Below are 4,627 nucleotides of genomic sequence, written 5' to 3'. Positions count from 1 at the left end.
TGTTCTTTAACAATCAATCAGACAAACTGTGTGGGCACTTGAAGATTCGTTTTTATCATTAAAGATTTTAAAATTGAACTGAATAGTGCTACGAAGATTCGTTTATTTATATAGATGATTAATTAAGTCAGCAGTATTGAGCGATTAAACTTTTTGAACTGAAGAGTTTGATCATGGCTCAGATTGAACGCTGGCGGCAGGCTTAACACATGCAAGTCGAACGGTAACAGGAGAAAGCTTGCTTTCTGGCTGACGAGTGGCGGACGGGTGAGTAATGCTTGGGAATCTGGCTTATGGAGGGGGATAACGACGGGAAACTGTCGCTAATACCGCGTAGAATCGAGAGATGAAAGTGCGGGACCGCAAGGCCGCATGCCATAGGATGAGCCCAAGTGGGATTAGGTAGTTGGTGGGGTAAAGGCCTACCAAGCCGACGATCTCTAGCTGGTCTGAGAGGATGACCAGCCACACCGGGACTGAGACACGGCCCGGACTCCTACGGGAGGCAGCAGTGGGGAATATTGCGCAATGGGGGCAACCCTGACGCAGCCATGCCGCGTGAATGAAGAAGGCCTTCGGGTTGTAAAGTTCTTTCGGTGACGAGGAAGGCGTGATGTTTAATAGGCATCACGATTGACGTTAATCACAGAAGAAGCACCGGCTAACTCCGTGCCAGCAGCCGCGGTAATACGGAGGGTGCGAGCGTTAATCGGAATAACTGGGCGTAAAGGGCACGCAGGCGGACTTTTAAGTGAGGTGTGAAATCCCCGGGCTTAACCTGGGAATTGCATTTCAGACTGGGGGTCTAGAGTACTTTAGGGAGGGGTAGAATTCCACGTGTAGCGGTGAAATGCGTAGAGATGTGGAGGAATACCGAAGGCGAAGGCAGCCCCTTGGGAATGTACTGACGCTCATGTGCGAAAGCGTGGGGAGCAAACAGGATTAGATACCCTGGTAGTCCACGCTGTAAACGCTGTCGATTTGGGGATTGGGCCTTGAGCTTGGTGCCCGAAGCTAACGTGATAAATCGACCGCCTGGGGAGTACGGCCGCAAGGTTAAAACTCAAATGAATTGACGGGGGCCCGCACAAGCGGTGGAGCATGTGGTTTAATTCGATGCAACGCGAAGAACCTTACCTACTCTTGACATCCATGGAATCTTGTAGAGATATGAGAGTGCCTTCGGGAACCATGAGACAGGTGCTGCATGGCTGTCGTCAGCTCGTGTTGTGAAATGTTGGGTTAAGTCCCGCAACGAGCGCAACCCTTATCCTTTGTTGCCAGCGATTAGGTCGGGAACTCAAAGGAGACTGCCGGTGATAAACCGGAGGAAGGTGGGGATGACGTCAAGTCATCATGGCCCTTACGAGTAGGGCTACACACGTGCTACAATGGCGTATACAGAGGGTGACGAAGCCGCGAGGTGGAGTGAATCTCACAAAGTACGTCTAAGTCCGGATTGGAGTCTGCAACTCGACTCCATGAAGTCGGAATCGCTAGTAATCGCGAATCAGAATGTCGCGGTGAATACGTTCCCGGGCCTTGTACACACCGCCCGTCACACCATGGGAGTGGGTTGTACCAGAAGTAGATAGCTTAACCTTCGGGAGGGCGTTTACCACGGTATGATTCATGACTGGGGTGAAGTCGTAACAAGGTAACCGTAGGGGAACCTGCGGTTGGATCACCTCCTTACCAAAGATAGAATCGACTTTAAGTGTTCACACAGTTTGTTTGATGGTTGTAGACAAGGAAAGAACAAAATATCGAAGACAAAATCCTATTGGGTCTGTAGCTCAGGTGGTTAGAGCGCACCCCTGATAAGGGTGAGGTCGGTGGTTCAAGTCCACTCAGACCCACCACTTAGACTGGTGAGTTTGGTAGATTAGTTTTTATTACATTAACTAATGTTAAACATATCAAGCCGCTATGTGTGAGTGAAAGCCAAGGGACGTGATTGGGGATATAGCTCAGCTGGGAGAGCGCCTGCCTTGCACGCAGGAGGTCAGCGGTTCGATCCCGCTTATCTCCACCAATATCGTCATAGTTAAGTTTATTAAAGTATATTTTTTATCATTTTATTTGATAGTATTAAATATTGCGTTGTGTTAGTTAAAATGAATTTAACTATGATGATAGTAAGTAAGTTAACTTACATTGTCTTTACTGTTCTTTAAAAATCTGGAAACAAGCTGAAAACGAGACTTTCAAGAAAGTCTGAGTGAGAGTGATTGATAAAAGGCGATTGCTCTTAATTAACTGTTATTAATCGTAGCTGAAGTGTTTGAGGCTTATTGTTTAATGTTATTTAAATAATAAGGTAAGAATACTTGAGGTTGTATGGTTAAGTGACAAAGCGTACAAGGTGGATGCCTTGGCAATCAGAGGCGAAGAAGGACGTGCTAATCTGCGAAAAGCTTGGATGAGTCGATAAGAGGCGTTTAATCCAAGATGTCCGAATGGGGAAACCCAGTGGGTGAAGAACCCACTATCATTATCTGAATTCATAGGATAATGAGGCGAACCGGGAGAACTGAAACATCTAAGTACCCCGAGGAAAAGAAATCAACCGAGATTTTGTGAGTAGCGGCGAGCGAAAGCGAAGGAGCCTGTTAGTGATAGCGGAAGTGTTAGAGGAATTGGCTGGGAAGCCAAATCGTAGAGGGTGATAATCCCGTACTCGAAAATACTTTTGTGGTACTGAGTTAACGATAAGTAGGGCGGGACACGTGATATCCTGTTTGAAGATGGGGGGACCATCCTCCAAGGCTAAATACTCCTGATTGACCGATAGTGAACCAGTACTGTGAAGGAAAGGCGAAAAGAACCCCGGTGAGGGGAGTGAAATAGAACCTGAAACCTTGTACGTACAAGCAGTGGGAGCCCGAAAGGGTGACTGCGTACCTTTTGTATAATGGGTCAGCGACTTATATTTTGTAGCGAGGTTAACCGAATAGGGGAGCCGAAGGGAAACCGAGTCTTAACTGGGCGAATAGTTGCAAGGTATAGACCCGAAACCCGGTGATCTAGCCATGGGCAGGTTGAAGGTTGGGTAACACTAACTGGAGGACCGAACCGACTAATGTTGAAAAATTAGCGGATGACTTGTGGCTGGGGGTGAAAGGCCAATCAAACCGGGAGATAGCTGGTTCTCCCCGAAATCTATTTAGGTAGAGCCTTGAGCGGACACCTTTGGGGGTAGAGCACTGTTTCGGCTAGGGGTCCATCCCGGATTACCAACCCGATGCAAACTACGAATACCAAAGAGTGATACTCAGGAGACACACGGCGGGTGCTAACGTCCGTCGTGGAGAGGGAAACAACCCAGACCGCCAGCTAAGGTCCCAAAGTCTATATTAAGTGGGAAACGAAGTGGGAAGGCTTAGACAGCTAGGATGTTGGCTTAGAAGCAGCCATCATTTAAAGAAAGCGTAATAGCTCACTAGTCGAGTCGGCCTGCGCGGAAGATGTAACGGGGCTCAAATATAGCACCGAAGCTGCGGCATCAGACGTAAGTCTGTTGGGTAGGGGAGCGTTGTGTAAGCGGATGAAGATGGTTCGAGAGGACTGTTGGACGTATCACAAGTGCGAATGCTGACATAAGTAACGATAAAACGGGTGAAAAACCCGTTCGCCGGAAGACCAAGGGTTCCTGTCCAACGTTAATCGGGGCAGGGTGAGTCGGCCCCTAAGGCGAGGCTGAAAAGCGTAGTCGATGGGAAACGGGTTAATATTCCCGTACTTGGTAAAGCTGCGATGTGGGGACGGAGCAGGTTAGGTTAGCGTGCTGTTGGATATGCACGTTTAAGTTGGTAGGTGGGGAGTTTAGGCAAATCCGGACTTCCTTAACACTGAGAGATGATGACGAGGCTCTACGGAGCTGAAGTAACTGATACCACACTTCCAGGAAAAGCCACTAAGCGAAAGGCTTTACTAAACCGTACTGAAAACCGACACAGGTGGTCAGGTAGAGAATACTCAGGCGCTTGAGAGAACTCGGGTGAAGGAACTAGGCAAAATAGCACCGTAACTTCGGGAGAAGGTGCGCCGGCGTAGATTGTAGTCCCTAGCGGGCGAAGGTTGAACCGGTCGAAGATACCAGCTGGCTGCAACTGTTTATTAAAAACACAGCACTCTGCAAACACGAAAGTGGACGTATAGGGTGTGATGCCTGCCCGGTGCTGGAAGGTTAATTGATGGTGTAATCGAAAGAGAAGCTCCTGATCGAAGCCCCAGTAAACGGCGGCCGTAACTATAACGGTCCTAAGGTAGCGAAATTCCTTGTCGGGTAAGTTCCGACCTGCACGAATGGCATAATGATGGCCAGGCTGTCTCCACCCGAGACTCAGTGAAATTGAAATCGCCGTGAAGATGCGGTGTACCCGCGGCTAGACGGAAAGACCCCGTGAACCTTTACTATAGCTTGACACTGAACATTGAATTTTGATGTGTAGGATAGGTGGGAGACTTTGAAGTAGTCACGCCAGTGATTATGGAGTCGTCCTTGAAATACCACCCTTTAACGTTTGATGTTCTAACGAAGATTACGAAACGTGGTCTCGGACAGTGTCTGGTGGGTAGTTTGACTGGGGCGGTCTCCTCCCAAAGAGTAACGGAGGAGCACGAA

2 tRNA genes and 2 rRNA genes are annotated in these 4,627 nt (G+C 48.5%); all 4 read left to right on the top strand.

The window, feature by feature from the left end:
- Positions 1-155: 155 nt before the first annotated feature.
- Positions 156-1,695, top strand: a 16S ribosomal RNA gene (locus tag DK415_RS09405).
- Between the two features lie 90 nt (positions 1,696-1,785).
- Positions 1,786-1,862, top strand: a tRNA-Ile gene (locus DK415_RS09400).
- 97 nt (positions 1,863-1,959) lie between these two features.
- Positions 1,960-2,035, top strand: a tRNA-Ala gene (locus DK415_RS09395).
- Between the two features lie 307 nt (positions 2,036-2,342).
- Positions 2,343-4,627 (top strand): 23S ribosomal RNA (locus DK415_RS09390); the annotation flags it as partial.

The organism is Aggregatibacter segnis (assembly GCF_003130075.1).
Taxonomy (GTDB): domain Bacteria; phylum Pseudomonadota; class Gammaproteobacteria; order Enterobacterales; family Pasteurellaceae; genus Aggregatibacter; species Aggregatibacter segnis_A.
The sequence above is the reverse complement of the archived record's forward strand: the minus strand, read 5'-3'. Positions and strand labels throughout refer to the sequence as shown.